Origin of the sequence: Flavobacterium sp. RHBU_24 (assembly GCF_046613695.1) — a bacterium.
Lineage (GTDB): Bacteria > Bacteroidota > Bacteroidia > Flavobacteriales > Flavobacteriaceae > Flavobacterium.
The window spans coordinates 32,494-54,402 of sequence record NZ_JBKJHD010000005.1 but is presented as its reverse complement, the minus strand read 5'-3'; the positions used below and the strand labels follow the sequence as shown (position 1 = coordinate 54,402).

Here is a 21,909-nt window from a genome sequence, read left to right as displayed (position 1 = left end):
AATTGCTCACGAGCCGTAATGAGTATCAAAGCTGCCTTCGCGTATTTCTACACGCCCGCCGTTCCCCGGATGTTTTATATCAAACCAAAAGGTGCCGGAAACAATGTAGTTAACCGTATCAAACCGGGTTATGGTAAGCTCGCCGGTATAAGTTTCACCATCGGTGCGTGCAGATTCACCATAACCCACGTAAAAAAACCCCCCTCCCGATGCATTTCCGTCAGTACTGGTTTTTAAAGGGAGTACTTCGCCTTCAGAGAGTGTCTTATTTGTAGTAAATAGATTAATACTTTTTGGGTCCCTGTTTTCATCCTGGCCTCTCATCCCAAAATAATACCCGCCATCTACATACTGGTAGTAGCAGTTATAATGGCCGCTGTTGTCTACAAAGTTTTTACCGTTTACAGTACAGCCAAAGGTGCCTGCACCGGTTTGTGTGGCCGGGGGTAGCGGGCCGCTGTCGTCATCGGTACAGCCTGCCAGTGCAAAAAATAAGGTGAGCAAAATAAAGAGGTGTTTTTTCATGGCTAAAAATCAGTTAGTTGGTGTTGATAAAGCTAATATTTTTGGTAAAAAATTAATACTAATTAACAAAATTTTAACACCGTATTTATGTAGTAAAATGCATATCGAACCTGCCTTCGCGTATTTGATGTACAACGCCATTTTCATCCATTACATCAAACCAAAAAGTTCCTGAAACGATATGGTTGGTATAATCAAGTTTAGTTATTGACAATTGTCCACTATGTATTGTTGTGGTGTAATTAAATATATAATTAAAATAGCGTAACCCATATGCATTACCTACTTCGTTATCTGTTAAGTTATAATTATTACCTTCTATTAACTCTAAATTATTAGTATTAATGCCTATTGCAATGAAATTTTGTAAATTTTTACTTCCTTGTAAGGCAAAATAATACCCCCCATCCACATACTGGTACACACAATCTAATGGATTAGCTCCGGGTCCGGGCAAAAACGCCTTACCATCTAATAAACATCCAAAGGTATTTTCGCCGGTTTGTGTGGCGGGTGGCAGCTGGCTAACAGGGTCGGCAGGCTTATTGTCGTCATCGTTGTTACAGCCTGCCAGTGCAAAAAATAAGGTGAGCAAAATAAAGAGGTGTTTTTTCATGGCTAAAAATCAGTTAGTTGGTTTTATTAAACCTAATATTTTTGGTAAAACATAAATATGATTAACAAAAATTTTAACACCCTATTTATGTAGTAAAATGCATATCGAACCTGCCCTCGTGTATTTGGTGTAAATTGCCATGTTCATCCATTACATCAAACCAAAAAGTTCCTGAAACGATATGGTTGGTATAATCTAATTTGGTGATGGTAAGTTCTCCCGTATATATGTGTGAAGTGTAACTTTCTATTGAATTATTAGTATAGTTACCTACAGCATTTCCCTCACTATATTCATATAAATTATATGTTTCACCTTCAAAGATTTGTTTTTTTTCAGTTATGAGTCTCACTACTTTTAAATCAAGATTTGAAGTAGAAGCTTTTACCAAAAGGTAATAGTCTCCATCTACAAATTGATAAAAACAATTTGTAGCATTGGGGCGGTTATCAGGCTTAAACGCCTTACCATCTAATAAACATCCAAAGGTATCTTCGCCGGTTTGTGTGGCGGGTGGCAGCTGGCTAATAGGGTCGGCAGGCTTATTGCCGTCATCGTTGTTGCAGCCGGTAAGCGCTAAAAGCGGCAGCACGGTAAGTAAGAGTAATAAGTGTTTTTTCATGGCTAATAATCAATTGGTTGGTGTTGATAAAGCTAATATTTTTGGTAAGCTGTTAATGGTTATTAACAAAATTTTAACGAATTAGCACATGCCAAAAAGTATCAAAGCGCCCTTCGCGTATTTCGATATGGTTGCCGTTTACCGGATGTTTTATATCAAACCAAAAGGTGCCGGAAACAAGCTGTGTTGTCGGATTCATACGGTGCTTTTTTGTTAAAGTTGAGCAATTGAATGATTTAATTAAAATAGCCCAAGACTTTTCCGGCCGGAAAAAGTCTTGGGCTATAGTTCTTTGATATGTTGCGTGCCCTTACAGCTCCTTCGTTACAATCTGCATGGTTTCACGGCTTACCTGCCGTACCAGCACATCGCGGCCTTTGGTAACCGTTTCGGCAGAGGTATCGTTAAAGTGGCGGATGGTGTATAGCGACACCTCGTCATTATAGGTAACCTTGAATTTTTTAGACAACACGGCCTTCAGTTCGGCAAAATTGCCAAATTTATCATCCACGCATACTGAGAAACTGATGGCCGAGTTTTGTATAAGCGATACCTTCATGCGGTATTTGTGCAGCAGGGCAAATATCTCGCTGATGTTTTCTTCCATAATAAATGAAAAATCGAGCGATGACAGCGATATAAGCAACTGGTTCTTTTTAACGATAAAGCAGTTGGTTTGAGGGATCAAATCAGCACCCTTACTCACGCTCGTACCCGGCAACAGCGGGTTTACAAACGATTTTACAAACAGCGGAATCTCCTTGCGCTGCAGTGGCTGCAATGTTTTCGGGTGAATTACCGTGGCACCGTAAAACGCCAGCTCTATAGCCTCGCGGTAGCTTATCTGGTTGAGCAATATGGCGTTTTCAAAATAGCGGGGGTCGGCATTAAGCACGCCCGGTACATCCTTCCATATGGTTACACTTTCGGCATTAAGGCAGTAGGCTACTATGGCGGCTGTATAGTCGCTGCCCTCGCGGCCCAGCGTGGTGGTAAAGTTATTGTCGTCGCTGCCCAAAAAGCCCTGTGTAATATAAAGGTTCTTTTTCTTTACAGCCTTGGGTATCAGTTTTTGGGTAGCCTCCCAGTTTACAATGGCATCGCGGTAGGTGTTGTCGGTTTTTATAAGTTCGCGTATATCCAGCCAGGTGTTTTTAAGCCCTACATGGTTAAAGTAGTGGCTTACTATAGTGGTAGAAAGCACCTCGCCCAGGCTCACCACCTGGTCGTACACAAAGTTATAGTTGGGCGACTTGGTGTTCTTAAAAAACAACTCCAGGTCGGTAAATATTTTAGCCACTGCCTCAAACGCTACATGCTTTTCATCTTCAAAAAGCTCCAGAAGTATCTGGTTGTGGTATTTTTTTATTTCCTGTATGCTGGCCTGCAATTCGCCCGATTTATCAAAGAAATTTTTAATTACCACCTCAAAGGCATTGGTGGTTTTGCCCATCGCGCTTATTACCAGCAGCACATCTTCATGGCCTACCTGTTGCAGCACGCTGTACACGTTTTTTATCCCATCGGCATCCTTAACCGATGCACCTCCAAATTTAAATACTTTCATTTATGTGTTTGGTGTTTTTTATTGTTGTAGTGTAAGCGTAAAGTTTACCAGCCCCTGCTCATCCATTTGCACGGTGCGCCAGGTTTCAAGTATCTTCGCCCCGCTTTTTTCATAAAAATTTATGGCCGGTGTGTTCCAGTCCAGTACGGCCCACTCTACGCGGCGCAGGCCCTCTTGTTTTGCAAACTGCAATACCTCGCGGTATAATGCGCTTCCTGCCCCGGTACCCCTGTAGCTTTCTTTAACTATCAGGTCTTCCAGGTGTATGGTTTTGCCCTTCCACGTGCTGTAGCGGTAATAAAATAGTGCCATGCCTATAATGTAGCCACCAACTTCGGCTACAAAGGTCTGGAACAAGGGGCTTTCGCCAAAACCGTCGCGCTCCAGGTCGGCCACGGTTATTACCACGGCATCGGGTTCTTTTTCAAAAACGGCCAGTTCTTTTATCAGTTCCAGCACAGCCGGCATATCGGCTATCGTTCCCCTGCGGATGTTCATTATTCAAAATTTCGTCAAAAATACATCTTTAACAAACTGCTAAATAATAAATTATTTTAATATCACAAAAATACGAGTATTTGTGGGAATGTGGGGTTGAAAGAAGCGAAGTTGCAGAGTTGCAAAGTCGAAAGGTGGTAGGATGGAACGCGGATTACGCGGCTGTGCAATCGCGCGTTTACACGGGTTTTTAAACTGGGTTTAAGGTTTTGAGTGAAGCTGCTCCCCTCTCTTTCGGAGAGGGGCTGGGGGTGAGGCCAAAAAAAGCCCCCTGTTTCCAGAGGGCTTTACTATTACTTATTCATGTGCTGCATTTCGTATACAAACGTATCGGCATCTACATTTAGCACCAGTAGCGATAACGCCTTATCTACAATGTAGTGTACGTTACCCGGGGTAAAGCCCAGCGCGGTGGCAAAACGGGTAAGTATTTCTTTTTGCTTTGGCCCCAGCACATGGTCTGCATATACCATGCGGCTCAGGTCATACAGCCTTTCAAGGCGCTGTACATACAGGTGCGGTGGGTTAACCGGGTACTTAAAAGGGTTAGCCAGTATCTCGGCATATTCCTGCTCGCTAATTTCAAGCCTGTTGGCAAGCTTGTCTAAAAATTTCTTTTCTTCCGGGCTTACGTGGCCGTTTTCAAGGGCAACCCTTACTATAGAGGCAAAGTGGCCCTGGTTGCGCCCTTTAAACCCGCTGTCAAATAAATCTGAGATCGACATCCTGATATGTGTTTATCGTATTTTGGGCAAATATAAATGTAATATTTTGGTTGGAAATAAAATTATGAAAAGATTTTAACAATCAATGGCAAACATGGTATATCAGTTCAAAAAAATGTAAGTTTACGTTATATATATATTATCGCTTACACGAATGACCGATTTTCAGCTTTATTTTCTCTCCGGCCTTTGGCATGTAATCAGCCTTGACGGGCTTGACCACATCCTTTTCCTGGCCATGTTGGCATTGCCTTATACGTTTAAAGAATGGCGGCAGGTACTGCTGCTTGCTACATTATTCACCATAGGCCACACCATGACGCTGGTACTTGCGGTTTATGTATTTGGCCATATTAATTCAGAGCCGGTGGAGTTTTTTATATCCTTAACCATATTTATAACCGCGCTTTTAAATATAGCAAAGCCAGGCAAGGGCCCGGCAAATAATATTAATTTTATAGCTGTACTGGCGTTGCTTTTCGGCATTGTACACGGGCTGGGCTTTGGTAAAGACTTCCGTATGCTCGTGGCCGGAAATACAGGTAATAGCTTTTCAACCCTCGCTGCTTTTACCCTCGGGCTCGAGGCGGCACAACTTATTGTGGTATTGTGCGTTTTACTTAGCGGGCTTATTGTTACAAATGTGCTTAAGGTAAACCGCCGCGACTGGCTGCTGGTGGTTTCGTCCTTTGTTGCGGGTATATCGGTAACCCATATAATCAGGCACCGTTTTTGGTAAATATTGCTTAAATTTATTGTCCCTAAATAAAGGGGCAGATTGTAATGAAACAGGAAAAACTAAGTAAATACGACAGGGCATACCTGCGTATAGCCCGTGAGTGGGGCCAACTCTCTTACTGTAAACGTAAAAAGGTTGGCGCAATTATTGTAAAAGACAGGATGATCATATCAGACGGGTATAACGGTACGCCGTCCGGATTTGAAAACTGCTGCGAAGATGATGATAATGTAACAAAGTGGTATGTGCTGCACGCTGAGGCCAATGCTATACTTAAGGTGGCACGCTCTACACAAAGCTGCGAAGGCGCTACCCTGTATATAACCATGTCCCCTTGCAAAGACTGCAGCAAGCTCATACACCAGGCCGGTATTAAGCGGGTGGTGTTCCAGAACGCGTATAAGGATAATTCGGGTATCGAATTTTTAGAAAAAGCAGGTGTGGAAGTAGTATGTATAACCGAGCCGGATTTTATTTAAATGACAATTAAAAAAATATACCTCCCCATAGTGCTGTCGGTTACGCTGGCGGCGGGGCTTATCATGGGCAGCCTGCTCAACTTTCCGGCCCAGAACAGCGGTTTCATAGGCAGCAATACATCCGGTAAGGGCAAGCTGAACAAACTGGTTGATTTTATTGAAAGCGATTATGTAGACGATGTAAATACCGACAGCATTGTAGACCTTACCGTAAACAGCATCCTCGAAAAGCTCGACCCACACAGCGTGTACATCAATAAGGGTGAAATGGAGGCGGTAGAGCAGAGCATGCGCGGCGACTTTGTAGGCATAGGCGTAAACTTTTATATGTATAAAGACTCCGTTGCAGTAATAAAGCCCATACCAGGAGGCCCAAGCGACAGGGCAGGCATTAAGGCCGGCGACCGTATTTTGTATGCCGATAATACCAAACTTTTTGGGAGGAAATTGCCAAACGACAGCCTTTTTAGTACGCTGAAAGGGAAGGAGGGAAGCAAACTTACACTTACGGTGTTCCGCAAAAGTGAAAAGAAAAAATTTAAGGTGAGCCTTACGCGCGATGTGGTTCCTATTAAAAGCGTGGATGTATCGGTAATGGCAAACAGCACCACCGGCTACATCAAGATTAACCGTTTTGCCGAAACTACCTATGACGAATTCCTCGCCGGGCTGGAAAGCCTGAAGAAGAAAGGCGCGACAACACTGATTGTAGACCTTCGGGATAACGGCGGTGGCTACCTTGAAATGGCAGTGCAGATAGCCGACGAGTTTTTAAAGGACGGCGCCATCATCGTTAAAACTAAAAATAAAAAGGGGCGTATAGATGAAACCGATGCTACAAAACGCGGTATTTTTGAAACCGGTAAGCTATATGTGCTTATAAACGAAAACAGTGCCTCGGCCAGTGAGATACTCGCCGGCGCCATACAGGATAACGACCGTGGTACCATAGTAGGCAGGCGCTCTTTTGGCAAAGGCCTTGTGCAGCGCGAAATGCCCTTGGGCGATGGCAGTGCCGTGCGCCTTACCGTAGCACGCTATTATACACCGAGTGGCAGGAGCATACAGCGCAGCTATGCCAATGGCGACGAAGAATATTTTAATGATTTCCAGAAGCGTTATGAAAACGGCGAACTCTATGCCGCAGACAGCATTAAGATAGCCGATACGCTAAAGTACCATACCGTAAAGGGCGCGTAGTATATGGCGGCGGGGGTATTATCCCCGATACGTTTATTGCGCTTGAAGGTAAGCATGGCGACGAATCTATCAACATGGTAATGCAAAGTGGCATAGTGAGCTACTTTGTGTTTGAACAACTTGATAAAAACCGTAAGGATTTTAGCGGGCTGGCTGAAAACCTGCTGATTGATAAAATTACCAAAAGCGATAGTTACTTTAACGCCTTTAATAACTACCTGGCAAGCAACGGCCTTGTATTTAAGCTGGAAAAACACAAGGATATCGTAAAGCGCTATCTTGCCGCCGAGTTTGTGCGCCAGCTGATTAGCGAAACCGCCTATTATGAACTGATACTGAAGCAGGATACTATGGTGAAAGCTGTTCTTTCTAAGTAGGCAGTGTTCAGTGTTCAGTCGCAGTTCACAGTGTTCAGTAGCTTCACTCAAACCTATCCCATTCATTACCAGGAACGAAGTAATATCAGAAATTAGCATAAAATTTCCGCAACAATTAGATTATTTCGTTGTTTAAAGACGTGTCGGAGTGGTGCGTCTGAGTGAAGCTACTGCCTACTGAGACTGAACACTGACCACTGCCCAACTATTTCGCCCCGGTAACCGTGTTATACAGCAACACCGCATTGCCATCGGTAAGGGTAGATACAAAATGGCTTATGTGCAGCAGGCGTTCATACAGGCTCATTTTCTCTGTTACAAATTTCTCCGGCAGCAGCTTTAAGATGAGCTTGTCATAATTGCCTTCGTTACCGTCAAATTTATTATTAAATGCCGTGCAAAAGGTATCCAGCAGGGTATTGATAATGCGGTAACCCATTACTTCTTTCTCCACCACCTCGCGGCTTTGGTAAATGTTTTTTATACTGATGTTTATTATATCCCTCATCTGTGCGGTATAATTGCCTTTATCAGTAAGCGCGTACGGAAATTTGCCCGCCAGTATTGCTTCTTCATTCTCTGTAAAAACAGTTACGGCATCATTAATGAGTGTGCCAATGGCAAGCGCACGAAGGTAGCTTATACGGTCTTCCTTAGTCGTAAGCGTCTTGTATTTTTCTACCTGAACATTATCTTTTACCAGTTTGATGAGGTACTCCAGTGCATAATCTTCAGAAATCAGGCCCAGGTTAATGCCGTCTTCAAAATCAATAATGGTATAGCAAATATCATCAGCAGCCTCTACCAGATAGGCAAGGGGGTGGCGCTCAAAGCCTATGTCATCGCCGCTTTTGTTTGGAATTAATCCCATGTCCTTCGCTACATCCTGAAAAGAGCCTTTATCACACTGAAAGAAACCGTACTTTTTATCGGCTATATTTTGCGTAGGCTTTTTAGGCAGCGATTCTTTTGGGTACTTCATAAAAGCGCCCAGCGTGGCATAGCTTAACCGCAGGCCGCCCTCTATGCCGGGCCGCGATGCGGTGAGCAGGTTAAACCCGTTTGCGTTACCTTCAAAATCTATAAGGTCCTGCCACTCCTTGTCGGTAAGTTGGGCTTTATACTGCTGGCCTTTGCCTATCTTAAAATATTCGCCTATGGCTTTTTCGCCGCTGTGGCCAAAGGGTGGGTTACCTATATCGTGCGCCAATGCGGCCGCGGCTACTATGGCGCCAAAATCGTTCATATGGTAGCCGTGGACTTCGGCAAGGTAGGGGTGCTTTTCGATAATCTTTTTGCCCACAAGCCTGCCCAGCGAGCGGCCCACCACGCTTACCTCAAGGCTGTGGGTAAGGCGTGTGTGCACAAAATCGGTTTTGCTAAGGGGTATAACCTGCGTTTTATCCTGCAGGCTCCTAAAAGCTGATGAGAATATTATACGGTCATAGTCCACCTCAAAACCCAGGCGGGTATCGTCCTGCTCGCGGCGGAGCCTCTTGCTTGTGTCGCCCTGCCTTTTTAAAGATAGGAGCTGTTCCCAGTGCATCATTTAGATTTCAGATTTAGAGGCCTCACCCCCAGCCCCTCTCCGAAGGAGAGGGGAGCAGCTTCACTCCTGCCCGCAGCGTCATTGCGAGCGGAGGAACGGAGCGCGGCAATCTCACTATGTTTTTATTGATTTACTCTTTAGGTTTTGCGGGAATGAACTTCTTATCCGCTTTACTAAAGTCTTTCGACTTTTGCGGGTACTGCCCAAGGCTCTTGTCGCTTGGGTTGTCAATAACGGTATTTACCACAATCTTGTCGCCTTCCTTATACATTGCCGCTACACGCTGGTAATCGAGCAGGTATGGGCCGCAAAAGTAGTTGCCGTTTTCATCTTTTTCTATAATACCGGTATGCAGGCCTTTTTTATCTTTACTCATAGGAGTGTTCTTTTTTAAAGTTCGTTAGTCGATTTAGGTGCCGCGTCGTTTTTTTGCTTTGCCCTTTCAAAAGCATAATTATCTACCACCAGTGTTTTGCTTAGCATATCGTGGAAACCCATAGGCGGCATAAAAAGGAACGAAAAAGCTTCGAGCGGTATCTGGCGGCACAGGGTGCGTATAAGTATTACGTTATTTCCCGGCTTAGAACCATCGGCCATTACCACGCGCGTATCGGTTATAAACTTGCCCGGTGTGCGCGATAAAAGCGTTTCAAACAGCCCGTAGTAGGCTATGGTAATGGCCGCTCCCGCAAGGGTATATTTTATATTACCAAACGCCGGCGGGCCTATAACAAGGGCATCGAAATTACAGGCTTTAGAAAGGTAGTCGCCCAGGAAGCTTAAGCCCAGGGTGAGCATACTGCACAAAACAACCGTATCGATAAAAAAATTTAAAAACCGCTTGCTTAAAGGCGCCAGTGCTGCCGGGGGTATATGTACAGGTTTGCTCATCTATTTCAGGATACTATTGTACAAAAGTACCTATTTATACATAAAGATTTTTTAGTAATTAAACATAACCCAAATAAATTAACCAGGCTTAATATTTGTAAGGTTAAATTTTTTAACTTGTAATCAAAAAAAACTAATTGCCATGAAAAAAATTGCCTTATGCCTTCTGGTGTTATTTACCACCACCTCACTTACTGCACAAACGTTGTATGCTATAATGGGAGGAAACAAAATATACCGTATTAATGCCGACAACAGCATTACCTACCTCTCTACACCAACTGTCCCGGAAGGGTTGTTTGGTGATATTGCAATTGCACCATCAGGTGAAATGTATGGAGTGACTTCAAGTGTATTATACCATATAAATCCTTTAACAGGTGTGGTAACCTATATAGCCCAGTTACCATCTTATGGCTATAACGCCCTGGTATGCAGTAATGATTATGAACTGTACACAATAGGTATACCTGATGAAAATCTTTATAAATATAACCTGCTTACCAATACGCTGACTACGGTGGCATATATGGGCTATGACCCCTCGGGCGACCTTGCATTTTATAAAGGCAACCTGATTTGCCAAACCTTACATGAAAATGGCCAGGTATATACTATTAAAGCCTATAACCCTGAAACCGGAACGTTAAAAGATTTGTTTTGCGACGTTAACCCGCTTAACTTTTTTGGTATGGTATCAGTATTTAACGATTGTGGTGATGAGACTGTTTACGCCTCAAACGATATGGGTAATTTTTTTATTGTAGATTTTGATAACCAAACCTATAACCAGCAACCCATACAATTTCCCGACGATGAAATTCCGTACGGGCTTGCATCTACTAACGAATACCTTGGCTCTGATTGCACCCCACAGGATTTAGAAGACCTGGAGTGCGCGCTCGCTGTAAATAGTAATAAAATTAGTGACGTTATTGTATACCCTAACCCGGCGGCCGGAGTGTTGCATTTTAAAAACTATCAACAAGTAAAAAGTGTAACTGTTTATGATGTTACAGGCAAGCAGGTTAAGGCCATAAACAAATCAGTTGTTTCGGGTATTGATATAAACGACCTGGCGGCGGGGCTGTATGTGCTAAAAATTGGAGACGGAGAAAATTATTCCATTAGGAAAATTGTTAAGGAATAGGCCAAAACATAATTATGCACCCCATTGGTTTGTGTTATCATCTACAGGGGAGCCTATTTCATTAAAGGCTTTCCTGTAGTTGACTTCCTGCTCATATTTGCTTATTTCCACCACCACCGTATCAGAAAGGCTATCATGCCACCCTCTTGGGTTTTCTGCGATAAATGAAAAAGGGTTAAACGGAATAAGCCTGCACAACGAACGTTTTGCAAACCTCCCCACAGAGGGCTTTTCTCCATACCAGGTTAGCACTTTTGTGCCGGTTATGTACTTGCCCAGTGTGCGCCCGCCTGTAAGCGATTCAAATGTAAAATAATAAACAAAGCTGATAACAAAGCCCAGGAGGTACTCTTCAATCTTATTCATGGCTTCTATATATTCTAAAGGGCCAAAAATATCTATATAGGTAAGTAGTGCCGCGGCTAATCCTATCAGGTAGCCCAGCCCATACTGTACTGCAAGGTCTATTAAATAATTAGCCAGCCTGCGCCATGCGTTTGCCCTGAGTTCGTGTGTAATTTCAAATTCCATAAGGTTTTTGTTATTGGTTATGGTACAAAAATAGAAAAAGGAGCGACATGGCTCCTTTTCTATCAAATATATTGTTTGGTAAATTACGTTTCGCACGCGATGCCGGCATTTTTATTTTTTTATAAAATAGAATTTTAAAAAAACTATCTTAGAGTTAAATTACAAAACCAATCATAATGACAAAAATTTTGCTTTCCCTGCTTGCCTTAATGGCGGCACTTCACATCAGTGCACAATCACTATATTTTGTTTCTGGTGCAAATAAAATTTATAGTATAAATAACGATTATACAACATCGTATATTTGTACCGCCAACCCTCCTGATGGTGTCTTTCTAAATGACATTGCGATTTCTCCTACAGGAAATTTTTATGGCAACACCAACGAGTCAATCTATGAAATTGATATTCTTTCAGGCACATGCACATTTTTAGTTGACTTTCCGGTGGGAGGCAATTCGGCACTGGCTTGTAGTTATGATAGCCTGTATGCAATAAGCGCGTACCACCATTTAATACGATATAATTTATTGACATCAGAAATTTCTATAGTTGCTGATCTTGGCTTTCCTGCAACCGGAGATATTAGTTTCTATAAAGGCAATCTCATTTTTACATCGTATGAAGATAATTTTGCCAACTCAATGATTAAGGCATACAACCCCGAAACAGGTGTATTAAAAGATATTTTTTGCGACAGCGCGTTTTTCAATTTTTGGGGGCTATCTACCCAGCATGGTACGTGCGATAATGAAACAGTTATAATATCTTCAAGTAATAATCAACTGTTTAGTGTTGACTTTCAATCGCAATTATATAATATGCTACCGGTACAGCTACCTGCACAATTTTCTGAATTTGACTCCATTAACGGCCTTGCCAGCACTACAGAATACCTTGGTTCAATGTGTGAGCCCCAGGATTTGGCTAATTTAAGCTGTAGTAGCCTATCAGCAGATAAAAATCTTAAAGAAAAACCGCTAATATATCCTAACCCCACCTCTGGCGTGTTGCATCTAAAAAATAGTGACAAGGTTAAAAAAGTTACCATTTATGATGTAACAGGCAAAATAGTAAGGGCTGTAAGCGAAGGTAACATGTCAGTAATCGACATCAGCAACCTTGAAAAGGGTATGTATTTAATGGCAATTGAAGGAGAAAATACATATTCTATGCATAAGGTTATTAAGAAATAAGTGCATATAGGAAAACAACTTGATACGAAATCCTGTAATAAGACAAGTCCCTGTGTAGCGAATAGTATAAATACAAAAAGGAGCCCATTACAGGCTCCTTCTTCATTTTATATTTTACAGCATATTATGACCCGCACATTTCGCAGTCGTCCGGCTCTGCTGCGCGCGAACGCTCTATCATGGCCTGAAACTCGGTAAGCTCTATTGCCGATACCTCTACCGCTTCGGCTACCGCAACCGGTTTTGGTTTTGCAACACCGGCTGTGGCAGGCTCGGCCACCGGCTCTGCTTTTTTGTCGTTATTAAGGGTAAATTTAATGGCATCAACCGCGCTTTTGGTACGCAGGTAGTACATACCCGTTTTAAGGCCGCTTTGCCATGCATAAAAGTGCATAGACGTAAGCTTAGAGTAGCTGGCGTTTTCCATAAACAGGTTAAGCGACTGGCTCTGGTCGATGAAGTAACCACGCTGGCGGCTCATGTCTATAATATCCTTCATACTCATTTCCCACACGGTTTTGTACAGGTCTTTTATATCCTGAGGAATAATGTCGATGTTTTGCACCGATCCGTTGGCCCTCATTATTTCCTGTTTCAGGTTCTCGTTCCAAAGCCCCAGTGCTACAAGGTCGTGCAGCAGGTGCTTGTTTACCACGATAAACTCGCCCGAAAGCACGCGGCGGGTATAAATGTTTGAGGTATAAGGCTCAAAGGCTTCATTGTTACCTAATATCTGCGATGTAGAAGCCGTAGGCATAGGCGCCATAAGCAGCGAGTTGCGCACGCCGTGCTCCATAACTTCGGTACGCAGCGAAGCCCAGTCCCAACGGCCGCTAAGGTCGCTGTCTTTAAGGCCCCACAGGTTGTACTGGAACTCGCCCTGAGAAATAGGCGAACCTGCGAATGATGAGTACGGCCCTTCTTCCTTAGCCATTTCCATAGAGGCGGTAACGGCGGCAAAGTAGATAGTTTCAAATATCTCCTGGTTCAGTTTTTTGGCTTCATCGCTGGTAAACGGAAGGCGCATCAGTATAAAGGCATCGGCAAGGCCCTGCACGCCAAGCCCCACGGGGCGGTGGCGCATGTTGCTATTCTGTGCTTCTTTAACCGGATAGTAGTTACGGTCTATAACCTTATTAAGGTTGCGCGTTATGCGCTTGGTAACAGTATACAGGTACTCGTGGTTAAAGGTTCCGTCCTCCACAAACATGGGTAATGATATCGATGCAAGGTTACATACCGCAACCTCATCTTCGCTGGTGTACTCCATGATTTCGGTACACAGGTTAGACGAGCGTATGGTGCCCAGGTTCTTTTGGTTCGATTTACGGTTAGCCGCGTCTTTGTACAGCATATAAGGAAGGCCGGTTTCTATCTGGCTTTCCAGTATTTTTTCCCAAAGCTCACGGGCTTTTATTGTTTTACGGCCACGGCCTTCGGCTTCATACTTAAGGTATAGCGCGTCAAACTCGTCGCTGTGCACGTTATAGAGGTTAGGGCACTCGTTAGGGCACATTAGTGTCCAGGTGCTGTCTTCCTGCACGCGTTTCATAAACAGGTCAGGAATCCACATGGCCAGGAACAAGTCGCGCGCGCGCATTTCCTCTTTACCTGTGTTTTTTCTAAGGTCAAGGAAATCGAAAATATCGGCGTGCCATGGCTCTATATATACCGCGAAGCTGCCTTTGCGCTTACCGCCGCCCTGGTCTACATAGCGGGCAGTGTCGTTAAATACCCTAAGCATGGGCACAATACCGTTGCTGGTGCCGTTAGTACCGCGGATGTAAGAGCCTGTAGCCCTTACGTTATGTATAGAAAGGCCTATACCACCGGCCGACTGCGATATCTTAGCCGTGCTCCTTAGCGTATCATAAATACCGTCTATGCTGTCGTCTTTCATAGAAAGCAGGAAGCAGCTCGACATTTGCGGCTTAGGCGTACCGGCGTTAAACAGCGTAGGCGTAGCGTGGGTAAAAAACTTTTTACTCATCAGCTCATACGTTTCTATAGCCGATTCAATATCGTTAAGGTGGATGCCTACCGCCACGCGCATCAGCATATGCTGCGGGCGCTCTGCAATGTTGCCGTTAATTTTAAGCAGGTACGAACGCTCAAGGGTTTTAAACCCAAAGTAATCGTAGTTAAAATCGCGGTTGTATATAATTTTTGAGTCAAGTTCAGCAGCATTGGCCATTATTACCTCATATACCTCATCGCTTAACAGTGGCGACTCCTGGTTGGTACGCGGGTTAACATAATGGTACATATCGCTCATCGTTTCAGAGAACGACTTCTTTGTATTTTTGTGCAGGTTGCTAACCGCTATACGGGCGGCAAGCTGTGCATAATCAGGGTGCGAAATGGTCATGGATGCAGCTGTTTCTGCCGCAAGGTTATCCAGCTCGCTTGTTGTTACGCCATCATATAAACCCTCTATAACACGCATGGCTACCTTAACAGGGTCTACCCTTTCGTTAAGCCCGTAGCATAATATCCTTATCCTGTCGGTAATTTTATCAAACATTACCGGCTCTCTTCTCCCGTCTCTTTTTAGTACAAACATAAGGTAAAAATTTTAGGTTAGTAATCCCGGGGGAACCCGCTTTCACAGCATCCCCATCATTATATATAAGTTGGAAATATCTTATTTAAAAGTCAGCGTCGAAACTGATTTTTTGCGCGTCTTCGCCATTATTGATAACACCTGCCTTTTGGTATTCAGACACCCTTTTCTCAAAAAAGTTGGTCTTGCCCTGCAGCGATATCATGTCCATAAAGTCAAACGGGTTACCACTGTTATACTGCCTTTCGCAGCCCAGCTCTACCAGCAGCCTGTCGGTTACAAACTCCAGGTACTGGGTCATCAGCGTAGCGTTCATACCTATAAGGCTTACCGGTAGCGACTCTGTAATAAACTCACGCTCTATATCAAGCGCGTCTATAATAATTTCTTTTATCCTGTCTTTTGGCACCTTGTTTACCAGGTGGTGGTTGTGCAGGTGTACCGCAAAATCGCAGTGTACGCCTTCGTCCCGGCTTATCAGCTCGTTAGAGAATGTAAGACCCGGCATCAGCCCGCGCTTTTTAAGCCAGTATATAGAGCAGAATGCCCCCGAGAAGAATATACCCTCTACGGCTGCAAACGCGATAAGCCTTTCGGCAAATGAGTCGCTTTCTATCCACTTAAGGGCCCAGTCGGCTTTTTTCCTTATGGCAGGAAAAATCTCCAACGCATTAAACAGCTCTGTTTTTTCAGCCTCATCCTTTACATAGGTATCAATAAGCAGCGAATAGGTTTCGCTATGGATGTTTTCCATCATAATCTGGAAACCGTAAAAGAACTTAGCCTCGGCATACTGCACTTCGTTAACAAAGTTCTCGGCCAGGTTTTCGTTTACAATACCGTCTGAAGCGGCAAAAAAAGCCAGTATGTGCTTTATAAAATACTTTTCGTCTTCGCTAAGCTTGTTGTTCCAGTCGTTAAGGTCCTGGTGCAGGTCTATCTCTTCGGCCGTCCAGAAACTGGCTTCCATTTTTTTATACCAGTCCCATATATCATGGTGTTTTATGGGAAAAATAACAAAACGGTTTTTATTTTCTTGTAATATCGGCTCTACTCCGGACATAGTATTTTGACTTTAACGGTATTATAAATTTTAGCTTTTTGCAAAAGCATCTTTACAAAGGTTGTCATTTACAATAGAAATTCAAACACATAGTTATCCACAATCGCAGATAGTTTTTAACAACGTGTAAACGTAATGTTAAAGCAATGTTAAAACACAGATAATTGATTTACAAATACTTATAAAACAGGGTTTTGTCTGCATTAACGGTGTCAAGGCTTGTAAATACAGGGATTTAAGCGGCTTTCAGGCGACGTTCTTTTTAGTGTTCGTGCCAGATTTACGGCACGTTTTATTTAGTTGTAGTTGCCTTAAAAGGTTGTTTAATAAATTATCTCCGCCTCCTGGGGGTAGTATCATTTTTATGCTCTTCGGCTACCTTTTCAAGTTCGGTATACCAGTCGATACCAAATTTGCGGATGAGGGCTTCCTTCACAAATTTGTATACCGGCACTTCAAGCTCTTTGCCCAGCGAGCAGGCGGGGCTGCAGATATCCCAACGGTCATAGTTTACGGCAGAAAATTCAGAGAAATCTTTTACGCGGATGGGGTAGAGGTGGCAGCTCACGGGCTTTTTCCAGCTCACAACGCCCTGGTTGTAGGCTTGCTCTATGCCGCAAAGCGCGGTTTTGCCATCAAATATTACGTAGGCGCAGTCTTTATTATCAATAAGCGGGGTTTCAAGGTCGCCGTCGGTACCGGTTACCCAGGTACCCTGCGCTTCAATTGCGGCAATGCCTTCTTTGCGGAGGAACGGTTTTACAAGCGGGTAGATATCTTCAAGTATCTTGGTTTCATCGGCGCTTAGCGGCGCGCCGGCATCGCCGTCTACACAGCAGGCGCCATGGCAGGCCGAAAGGTTGCACACAAATTCTTTTTCGAGGATGTCTTCAGACACTATTGTTTTACCCAGTTGAAACATGCCGCAAAGATAGGCATTCTTTCGATTTATGGATGATCGGGTTGTTCGATTATTTAACTGTCAGGATTATAATTATAAACTTTACACTTTACCTCTGCTGCTTCCCCTTCCAAAAACTTTATGACTTTAAGACACTAAAACTTCCGACTTATTACCGTACTTTTGCGCCCTAAAAATAAAGTAACACTATGGTAGTCAACTGGAAAGAGGTATTTACAATAAGCATGGTGCTTTTTGCCGTAATAGATATTGTGGGCAGCATACCCATTATAGTAGGGCTGCGCAACAAGCTGGGCCACGTGCAGAGCGAAAAAGCCAGTATAGTAGCGCTGGTTATAATGATAGCGTTTTTATTTGTGGGCGAAGAAATACTAAAGCTAATAGGCATAGACGCAAGCTCATTTGCGGTGGCGGGTTCGTTTGTGCTGTTTTTCCTGGCACTGGAAATGATACTGGGCATACACCTTTATAAAGACGACAACCCCAGCACAGCCAGTATAGTGCCCATAGCATTTCCGCTTATTGCAGGTGCGGGTACCATGACCACGCTGCTTTCGCTCCGCTCGCAATATGATAAGATAAATATTATTATTGCCATAATTATTAATGTGGTGGTGGTATATGCGGTACTTAAGTCGTCAGCCAGGATAGAAAAGATATTGGGCAATAACGGCCTCGGGGTCATCAGGAAGGTGTTTGGCGTTATTCTTTTGGCTATTGCCGTTAAATTATTTGCCGCCAATGTTAAACAGCTTTTTGTTTAATCAATATTTTAACTAATTTTACAGTCCTTACCAGTACTATCACCGCTATAAGGAATTACACGATGAAAAAATTTATTTATATTCTGATTGCACTCACATTCGGAATTACCGTTTTTAATGTTACACAGGTTGATTTCAGTAACCCCCTTGAGGGCAACAGCATGGTAGCGCTTATTTGCACCGCCGCAACCTTATGCGCGCTTTTTATACTACTTATTTTTAACTCGGCTAAAGCCATTGACGACAAAACACGCAGAAGATAATGTTTGACGTATTGATTATAGGCGGGGGCGCTTCGGGCGTTTCCTGCGCGCTTATTATTGGCTCAGCCTTAAAAAGGCCGTATGCCGAAGGAAAAACAGCCGGGATATTTACACACCAGAAAGCGGCATCGCTTCAAAACGGGTTGTATAACAACGCTTATGGCATAGCGCCTGGCACTACCGGGCAGGAACTTTTAGAAAGCAGCCTGGCCAACCTTAGCAAAGCGTATCCGGAGGTAACGCAAATTGCTGACGAAAAAGTAATGAAGATAGAAGGCACTGCCGGAAACTTTACCATTACTACCAATAAAGACGTTACCTACCAGGCTAAGATTGTGGTTGTAGCCATAGGCTCGGCACCCATTTTAGGCATTGAAGGGCTGGAGCAATACATAGAGCCTAACCAAAGGGCGATACCTGAAAAAAACCGCATACAACTGCGCAACCATGACCACCTTGTGGCTGAAGGCCTGTATGTAGCGGGTACCCTGGCCGGATGGCGCAGCCAGCTTGCCATAGCGGCAGGCAGCGGCGCATCGGTAGCTACGGATATCCTTACGCTGTGGAATGATGGCAAGCCCACACAGAGCCATGACAGTGTGCCGAAAGTTTAGTGTTCAGCAGGCAGTCACAGTAGGCAGTAGCTTCACTCACGCCATACGGTCATTGAGAAGGAGAACGACTGAAGAAATCTATAATAAAATGAGAAATATAACGAAAGCCCGTAAGGTTCTAAACTTTACGGGCTTTCGTTATATTTGATAAGCAAACTATCAGCAGGTATGAGTGAAGTTCATTTTTAAATATAAAATCTACCTTGTAATTCTGAAATCTTTTTAAAACGTATAGCTAAGCCCTACGCCCAGCATTTGCTTAAGCTGCATTTTAGGGCCTACGGTAACCACTTCGTCGCCACGCTCTTCGGTAGCTTTAATATCGTGGTCGTAAATTATATTAGCGCCTATATTTGCCTTTACATATTCGTTTACCGTCATGTCAAAAGCAAACTGCCAGTTAATATCGATGTTGCCAAAGTTGTTAAGGTAATCGGTATACAGGGTAAGGCGCTGATCCATCATTATATTTTTAAACACCTGCCTTTTTAGCTGGCTGGTAAAGAGCATACCCAGTTCGGTACGCGATTTTTTACCTTGTTTAATAATGTTGCCTTCTTCGTCTTTAACCGCTTTTTCCACACCAAAGGCGCCCTGGTCTGCAAGGTACTGGTCGAGTACCAGTGTAGTTTTATCTGTTAACGGAGATATGTATGCATTAAATCCCCACTCTTTTCTTACATATTCCGCACCCACACCCAGGAATATATATGCGGGCGCAAATGGGCCGGATATGGCATGGTCTTTATTTGGATAACTGTATCCGTTTGCAAACTGGCTGTTAAAGTTAAATTTTGCGCTGTAGTACCAGTTGCTAATAGTGTCGCGGCGGTAACCGTAGGTAGAGTTTACCTGCACCTGGTCGTCGGTTTTGCGTGGCTCCTGTCCTTCCTGGCTGTTATGGCCGTAACGCATGATAAGCTCATTAACCCACGACACGTTTTTACGGGTATACTTGCGGATAAAATTCCCTTTGCCCAGCAGGGTTACCGAGTTATTACCGCCCACGCTCCAGTTTACAAAGGCTATCTCGTTAATGTCAAGCCCCACTTTGTTGGTTTTTTCCCAATGGCTTATGCTGTCGGGCAGGGTGGTGGTAATAAGCACCTGCGAAAAACTTGTTTGAGAAAATGTAATGATAAAAAGGGCAATAATTAGTGCTTTAACCTTCATCCCGAATGCTGTTTTAGTGGAAAATTGTTGCAAAAATCGTTATTTTCTGTAAGCAGAAAAAATATCTTTTAAAGAAATAACGTCAATGCCGCAATAATGTTGCAATTCTGCAATACTGCCGTGTTCAATAAATGCGTCGGGCACGCCCAGTGTTTTTATTTCCTGCCGGTAGCCTTCGCGTTGGGCAAATGTGGTAACCATCTGGCCAAAGCCGCCGCTAATTACTCCGTCTTCTATTGTAATTACTGCCTGGTGTGACTCAAAAATATGGCCCAGCGCGTTTTCGTCCAGCGGCTTTACAAACCCGAAGTGCCAGTGCGAAAAAGCATCTGCATTAGGCAGGCCGTCCAGTGCCTTAGTAATGTTATTGCCAATGGTGCCGGTGCTTATTATGGCGATACCGGTACCCCGTTTCAGTTGTTTTGCTTTGCCAAACTCAACAGCCTCAAAAGGCCGCTGCCAGTCCGTCCCTTCCCCGCGCCCGCGCGGGTAGCGTATGGCTATGGGGTGTGGCAGGCCCAGTTGCGCGGTATAGAGTATATTGCGCAGTTCAGTCTCGTTAAGCGGTGCGAATATGATAAGGTTAGGTATACAGCTAAGGTAGGCAATATCAAACACGCCGTGGTGGGTGGCGCCGTCTTCGCCTACCAGCCCCGCGCGGTCAAGGCAAAAAATAACCGGCAGGTTTTGCAGTGCCACGTCGTGTATTACCTGGTCGTAAGCGCGCTGTAAAAATGTGCTGTATATGTTGCAGTACACCACCATGCCCTGGGTGGCCATACCGGCGGCCAGGGTAACGGCGTGCTGCTCTGCAATGCCCACATCAATAGCCCTTTCCGGGAAGGCATCCATCATAAACTTCATAGAGCTGCCCGATGGCATGGCGGGGGTAATGCCCACTATTTTATCGTTTTGGGCGGCAAGTTCGGTAAGGGTAAGCCCAAAAACATCCTGGTACTTTGGCGGGAGCGAGTCTTCGGCTATGGCCAAAACCTCGCCGGTTAGCTTGTCAAACTTGCCGGGGGCGTGGTATTTTACCTGGTCTTCTTCGGCCTGTTTCAGCCCCTTGCCTTTAGTGGTTATTACATGCAAAAATTTAGGGCCTTTTTTACGCTTCAGCTTTTCCAGCTCTTTAATCAATGCCGTAAAATCATGCCCGTCTATGGGGCCGGTATAATCAAAGTTAAGCGATTTTATCATGTTGTTCTGCCGCGGGTTTTTGCCTTCCTTTACCTGGGTAAGGTAGTGCTTAAGCGCGCCCACGCTTGGGTCTATGCCTATGGCGTTGTCGTTTAGCACAACCAGTAAGTTAGCACTGTTAACGCCGGCGTGGTTAAGCCCTTCAAACGCCATACCCGATGCTATGCTGGCATCGCCTATTACGGCTATGTGGTTTTTATCGGCTTCGCCTTTTATCTGCGAAGCAATTGCCATACCCAGCGCCGCCGATATCGACGTACTGCTGTGCCCGGTGCCAAAGGCATCATATTCGCTCTCTGCCCGCTTAGGGAAGCCGCTTATGCCGCCCTGCTGCCTGTTGGTTGCAAACACCTCGCGGCGGCCCGTGAGTATCTTGTGGCCGTAGGCCTGGTGGCCAACATCCCACACGAGTGGATCGGCGGGGGTATCAAAAACATAGTGCAGCGCTATGGTAAGCTCTATAACGCCCAGGCTCGCGCCCAGGTGACCGCCCTTAACCGACACCACATCAATAATAAACGCGCGCAGCTCGGCGGCCAGTTGCGGCAGCTGATTTGGCGACAGTTTACGGAGGTCGGCAGGGGTGTGTATGGAGTTGAGTAAACTTTGCATTACTGCAAAGTTACGATATTTTGATGTAGGACTTAAATTAGAATGGAACGTGGATGACACGGATTTGTGG

Annotated in this window: 23 protein-coding genes and 1 pseudogene; 8 read left to right on the top strand and 16 right to left on the bottom strand. The window is 44.3% G+C overall.

Going from position 1 to position 21,909, the window contains the following annotated elements; translation table 11 throughout:
* Positions 1-6: 6 nt before the first annotated feature.
* The 7 genes from ACLI09_RS07005 to ACLI09_RS06975 all read right to left on the bottom strand — a co-directional run bounded on the left by ACLI09_RS07005 (position 7) and on the right by ACLI09_RS06975 (position 4,553).
* On the bottom strand, positions 7-525 hold the full coding sequence (locus ACLI09_RS07005) for a hypothetical protein (protein WP_411418884.1): 519 nt from the start codon (positions 523-525) through the stop codon (positions 7-9).
* A gap of 85 nt (positions 526-610) precedes the next feature.
* Complete coding sequence (locus ACLI09_RS07000) at positions 611-1,141, bottom strand: hypothetical protein (RefSeq protein ID WP_411418883.1); 531 nt, start codon at positions 1,139-1,141, stop codon at positions 611-613.
* 85 nt (positions 1,142-1,226) lie between these two features.
* Positions 1,227-1,763 (bottom strand): DUF6252 family protein, encoded by a 537-nt coding sequence (locus ACLI09_RS06995; protein WP_411418882.1) that lies wholly within the window; start codon positions 1,761-1,763, stop codon positions 1,227-1,229.
* Between the two features lie 73 nt (positions 1,764-1,836).
* Complete coding sequence (locus ACLI09_RS06990) at positions 1,837-1,962, bottom strand: hypothetical protein (protein ID WP_411418881.1); 126 nt, start codon at positions 1,960-1,962, stop codon at positions 1,837-1,839.
* A gap of 111 nt (positions 1,963-2,073) precedes the next feature.
* Positions 2,074-3,330, bottom strand: coding sequence for an aspartate kinase (locus tag ACLI09_RS06985; RefSeq protein ID WP_411418880.1), 1,257 nt, complete (start codon positions 3,328-3,330; stop codon positions 2,074-2,076).
* Positions 3,331-3,348: 18 nt separating this feature from the next.
* Entirely contained in the window at positions 3,349-3,828 is a 480-nt protein-coding gene (locus ACLI09_RS06980; protein ID WP_411418879.1) for an N-acetyltransferase family protein, read from the bottom strand.
* Positions 3,829-4,121: 293 nt separating this feature from the next.
* Positions 4,122-4,553: a TerB family tellurite resistance protein gene (locus ACLI09_RS06975; protein ID WP_411418878.1), complete on the bottom strand. Its 432-nt coding sequence runs from the start codon at positions 4,551-4,553 to the stop codon at positions 4,122-4,124.
* A 154-nt stretch (positions 4,554-4,707) separates the two neighbouring features.
* On the opposite strand from ACLI09_RS06975, the gene ACLI09_RS06970 reads away from it, so the two are divergent.
* The 3 genes and pseudogenes from ACLI09_RS06970 to ACLI09_RS06960 all read left to right on the top strand — a co-directional run bounded on the left by ACLI09_RS06970 (position 4,708) and on the right by ACLI09_RS06960 (position 7,348).
* Positions 4,708-5,292 carry a HupE/UreJ family protein gene (locus ACLI09_RS06970; RefSeq protein ID WP_411418877.1) on the top strand — a complete coding sequence of 195 codons (585 nt, stop codon included), beginning with the start codon at positions 4,708-4,710 and terminating at the stop codon, positions 5,290-5,292.
* Between the two features lie 44 nt (positions 5,293-5,336).
* Positions 5,337-5,771: a deoxycytidylate deaminase gene (locus ACLI09_RS06965; RefSeq protein WP_411418876.1), complete on the top strand. Its 435-nt coding sequence runs from the start codon at positions 5,337-5,339 to the stop codon at positions 5,769-5,771.
* A pseudogene (locus ACLI09_RS06960) lies at positions 5,772-7,348 on the top strand (S41 family peptidase).
* A gap of 205 nt (positions 7,349-7,553) precedes the next feature.
* Here the strand turns inward: ACLI09_RS06960 and ACLI09_RS06955 are convergent.
* From ACLI09_RS06955 to ACLI09_RS06945, 3 genes are all read right to left on the bottom strand, one after another.
* Positions 7,554-8,894, bottom strand: a complete 1,341-nt coding sequence (locus tag ACLI09_RS06955) for a deoxyguanosinetriphosphate triphosphohydrolase (protein WP_411419039.1) — start codon at positions 8,892-8,894, stop codon at positions 7,554-7,556.
* 133 nt (positions 8,895-9,027) lie between these two features.
* Positions 9,028-9,273, bottom strand: coding sequence for a hypothetical protein (locus ACLI09_RS06950; protein WP_411418875.1), 246 nt, complete (start codon positions 9,271-9,273; stop codon positions 9,028-9,030).
* Positions 9,274-9,287: 14 nt separating this feature from the next.
* Positions 9,288-9,788 carry an RDD family protein gene (locus ACLI09_RS06945; protein ID WP_411418874.1) on the bottom strand — a complete coding sequence of 167 codons (501 nt, stop codon included), beginning with the start codon at positions 9,786-9,788 and terminating at the stop codon, positions 9,288-9,290.
* A gap of 142 nt (positions 9,789-9,930) precedes the next feature.
* Here ACLI09_RS06945 and ACLI09_RS06940 point away from each other — a divergent pair, with 142 nt between their 5' ends.
* Positions 9,931-10,938, top strand: a complete 1,008-nt coding sequence (locus tag ACLI09_RS06940; protein WP_411418873.1) for a T9SS type A sorting domain-containing protein — start codon at positions 9,931-9,933, stop codon at positions 10,936-10,938.
* 12 nt (positions 10,939-10,950) lie between these two features.
* Here the strand turns inward: ACLI09_RS06940 and ACLI09_RS06935 are convergent, their stop codons facing one another.
* Positions 10,951-11,469, bottom strand: coding sequence for an RDD family protein (locus ACLI09_RS06935; protein ID WP_411418872.1), 519 nt, complete (start codon positions 11,467-11,469; stop codon positions 10,951-10,953).
* A 176-nt stretch (positions 11,470-11,645) separates the two neighbouring features.
* Between ACLI09_RS06935 and ACLI09_RS06930 the strand changes: the two genes are divergently transcribed.
* The gene (locus tag ACLI09_RS06930; RefSeq protein WP_411418871.1) at positions 11,646-12,665 is read left to right on the top strand and encodes a T9SS type A sorting domain-containing protein; all 1,020 of its coding nucleotides are present in this window, start codon (positions 11,646-11,648) and stop codon (positions 12,663-12,665) included.
* A 124-nt stretch (positions 12,666-12,789) separates the two neighbouring features.
* Here ACLI09_RS06930 and ACLI09_RS06925 read toward each other — a convergent pair whose 3' ends face one another.
* From ACLI09_RS06925 to ACLI09_RS06915, 3 genes are all read right to left on the bottom strand, one after another.
* The gene (locus ACLI09_RS06925) at positions 12,790-15,228 is read right to left on the bottom strand and encodes a ribonucleoside-diphosphate reductase subunit alpha (protein WP_411418870.1); all 2,439 of its coding nucleotides are present in this window, start codon (positions 15,226-15,228) and stop codon (positions 12,790-12,792) included.
* Between the two features lie 85 nt (positions 15,229-15,313).
* Positions 15,314-16,291: a ribonucleotide-diphosphate reductase subunit beta gene (locus ACLI09_RS06920; protein ID WP_411418869.1), complete on the bottom strand. Its 978-nt coding sequence runs from the start codon at positions 16,289-16,291 to the stop codon at positions 15,314-15,316.
* 331 nt (positions 16,292-16,622) lie between these two features.
* A complete protein-coding gene (locus ACLI09_RS06915) occupies positions 16,623-17,213 on the bottom strand; it encodes a DUF3109 family protein (protein ID WP_411418868.1) in 591 nt (196 codons plus the stop codon).
* A gap of 188 nt (positions 17,214-17,401) precedes the next feature.
* Here ACLI09_RS06915 and ACLI09_RS06910 point away from each other — a divergent pair, with 188 nt between their 5' ends.
* The 3 genes from ACLI09_RS06910 (at position 17,402) to ACLI09_RS06900 (ending at position 18,854) form a co-directional block, all read left to right on the top strand.
* Complete coding sequence (locus tag ACLI09_RS06910) at positions 17,402-17,977, top strand: MarC family protein (RefSeq protein ID WP_411418867.1); 576 nt, start codon at positions 17,402-17,404, stop codon at positions 17,975-17,977.
* Positions 17,978-18,039: 62 nt separating this feature from the next.
* A complete protein-coding gene (locus tag ACLI09_RS06905) occupies positions 18,040-18,240 on the top strand; it encodes a hypothetical protein (RefSeq protein WP_411418866.1) in 201 nt (66 codons plus the stop codon).
* A complete protein-coding gene (locus ACLI09_RS06900; protein ID WP_411418865.1) occupies positions 18,240-18,854 on the top strand; it encodes an FAD-dependent oxidoreductase in 615 nt (204 codons plus the stop codon). Before ACLI09_RS06905 ends, ACLI09_RS06900 begins: the two co-directional genes overlap by 1 nt.
* A 222-nt stretch (positions 18,855-19,076) precedes the next feature.
* Here ACLI09_RS06900 and ACLI09_RS06895 read toward each other — a convergent pair whose 3' ends face one another.
* Positions 19,077-20,027 carry a DUF3078 domain-containing protein gene (locus ACLI09_RS06895; RefSeq protein ID WP_411418864.1) on the bottom strand — a complete coding sequence of 317 codons (951 nt, stop codon included), beginning with the start codon at positions 20,025-20,027 and terminating at the stop codon, positions 19,077-19,079.
* 39 nt (positions 20,028-20,066) lie between these two features.
* Positions 20,067-21,839, bottom strand: a complete 1,773-nt coding sequence (locus ACLI09_RS06890; protein ID WP_411418863.1) for a 1-deoxy-D-xylulose-5-phosphate synthase — start codon at positions 21,837-21,839, stop codon at positions 20,067-20,069.
* Positions 21,840-21,909 lie beyond the last annotated feature (70 nt).

Coding starts and splice junctions, on each gene's coding strand:
- ACLI09_RS07005 (WP_411418884.1), bottom strand. CDS start 525: ATGAAAAAACACCTCTTTATTTTGCTCACCTTATTTTTTGCACTGGCA.
- ACLI09_RS07000 (WP_411418883.1), bottom strand. CDS start 1,141: ATGAAAAAACACCTCTTTATTTTGCTCACCTTATTTTTTGCACTGGCA.
- ACLI09_RS06995 (WP_411418882.1), bottom strand. CDS start 1,763: ATGAAAAAACACTTATTACTCTTACTTACCGTGCTGCCGCTTTTAGCG.
- ACLI09_RS06990 (WP_411418881.1), bottom strand. CDS start 1,962: ATGAATCCGACAACACAGCTTGTTTCCGGCACCTTTTGGTTTGATATA.
- ACLI09_RS06985 (WP_411418880.1), bottom strand. CDS start 3,330: ATGAAAGTATTTAAATTTGGAGGTGCATCGGTTAAGGATGCCGATGGG.
- ACLI09_RS06980 (WP_411418879.1), bottom strand. CDS start 3,828: ATGAACATCCGCAGGGGAACGATAGCCGATATGCCGGCTGTGCTGGAA.
- ACLI09_RS06975 (WP_411418878.1), bottom strand. CDS start 4,553: ATGTCGATCTCAGATTTATTTGACAGCGGGTTTAAAGGGCGCAACCAG.
- ACLI09_RS06970 (WP_411418877.1), top strand. CDS start 4,708: ATGACCGATTTTCAGCTTTATTTTCTCTCCGGCCTTTGGCATGTAATC.
- ACLI09_RS06965 (WP_411418876.1), top strand. CDS start 5,337: ATGAAACAGGAAAAACTAAGTAAATACGACAGGGCATACCTGCGTATA.
- ACLI09_RS06955 (WP_411419039.1), bottom strand. CDS start 8,894: ATGCACTGGGAACAGCTCCTATCTTTAAAAAGGCAGGGCGACACAAGC.
- ACLI09_RS06950 (WP_411418875.1), bottom strand. CDS start 9,273: ATGAGTAAAGATAAAAAAGGCCTGCATACCGGTATTATAGAAAAAGAT.
- ACLI09_RS06945 (WP_411418874.1), bottom strand. CDS start 9,788: ATGAGCAAACCTGTACATATACCCCCGGCAGCACTGGCGCCTTTAAGC.
- ACLI09_RS06940 (WP_411418873.1), top strand. CDS start 9,931: ATGAAAAAAATTGCCTTATGCCTTCTGGTGTTATTTACCACCACCTCA.
- ACLI09_RS06935 (WP_411418872.1), bottom strand. CDS start 11,469: ATGGAATTTGAAATTACACACGAACTCAGGGCAAACGCATGGCGCAGG.
- ACLI09_RS06930 (WP_411418871.1), top strand. CDS start 11,646: ATGACAAAAATTTTGCTTTCCCTGCTTGCCTTAATGGCGGCACTTCAC.
- ACLI09_RS06925 (WP_411418870.1), bottom strand. CDS start 15,228: ATGTTTGTACTAAAAAGAGACGGGAGAAGAGAGCCGGTAATGTTTGAT.
- ACLI09_RS06920 (WP_411418869.1), bottom strand. CDS start 16,291: ATGTCCGGAGTAGAGCCGATATTACAAGAAAATAAAAACCGTTTTGTT.
- ACLI09_RS06915 (WP_411418868.1), bottom strand. CDS start 17,213: ATGTTTCAACTGGGTAAAACAATAGTGTCTGAAGACATCCTCGAAAAA.
- ACLI09_RS06910 (WP_411418867.1), top strand. CDS start 17,402: ATGGTAGTCAACTGGAAAGAGGTATTTACAATAAGCATGGTGCTTTTT.
- ACLI09_RS06905 (WP_411418866.1), top strand. CDS start 18,040: ATGAAAAAATTTATTTATATTCTGATTGCACTCACATTCGGAATTACC.
- ACLI09_RS06900 (WP_411418865.1), top strand. CDS start 18,240: ATGTTTGACGTATTGATTATAGGCGGGGGCGCTTCGGGCGTTTCCTGC.
- ACLI09_RS06895 (WP_411418864.1), bottom strand. CDS start 20,027: ATGAAGGTTAAAGCACTAATTATTGCCCTTTTTATCATTACATTTTCT.
- ACLI09_RS06890 (WP_411418863.1), bottom strand. CDS start 21,839: ATGCAAAGTTTACTCAACTCCATACACACCCCTGCCGACCTCCGTAAA.